The following is a 210-nucleotide window of genomic DNA, read 5'->3' on the forward strand; positions in this document are numbered from 1 at the left end:
ACTAGTCAAAGTACAAGCGCCTCTGCAAGTTTGAGTACATCGTTATCTGATAGTCGCTCCCTGAGCACTAGTTTAAGTGATAGTGAATCAACATCGACTAGTGTTAGTGATAGTACCAGCCGTTCCTTGAGTACGAGCTTGAGCAATAGTGTTTCAACTTCTGATTCCGTAAGTACTTCAGCTTCAACTAGCTTGAGTGCAAGTCAATCA

At 42.4% G+C, this 210-nt stretch carries 1 protein-coding gene; it reads left to right on the forward strand.

Annotated features, from left to right (window positions below; all coding sequences use genetic code 11):
• On the forward strand, window positions 1-210 hold a 210-nt coding region (locus H5R64_RS00980), incomplete at both ends, for a hypothetical protein (protein WP_182580154.1).

It is taken from the genome of Limosilactobacillus fastidiosus (assembly GCF_014145505.1).
Lineage (GTDB): Bacteria > Bacillota > Bacilli > Lactobacillales > Lactobacillaceae > Limosilactobacillus > Limosilactobacillus fastidiosus.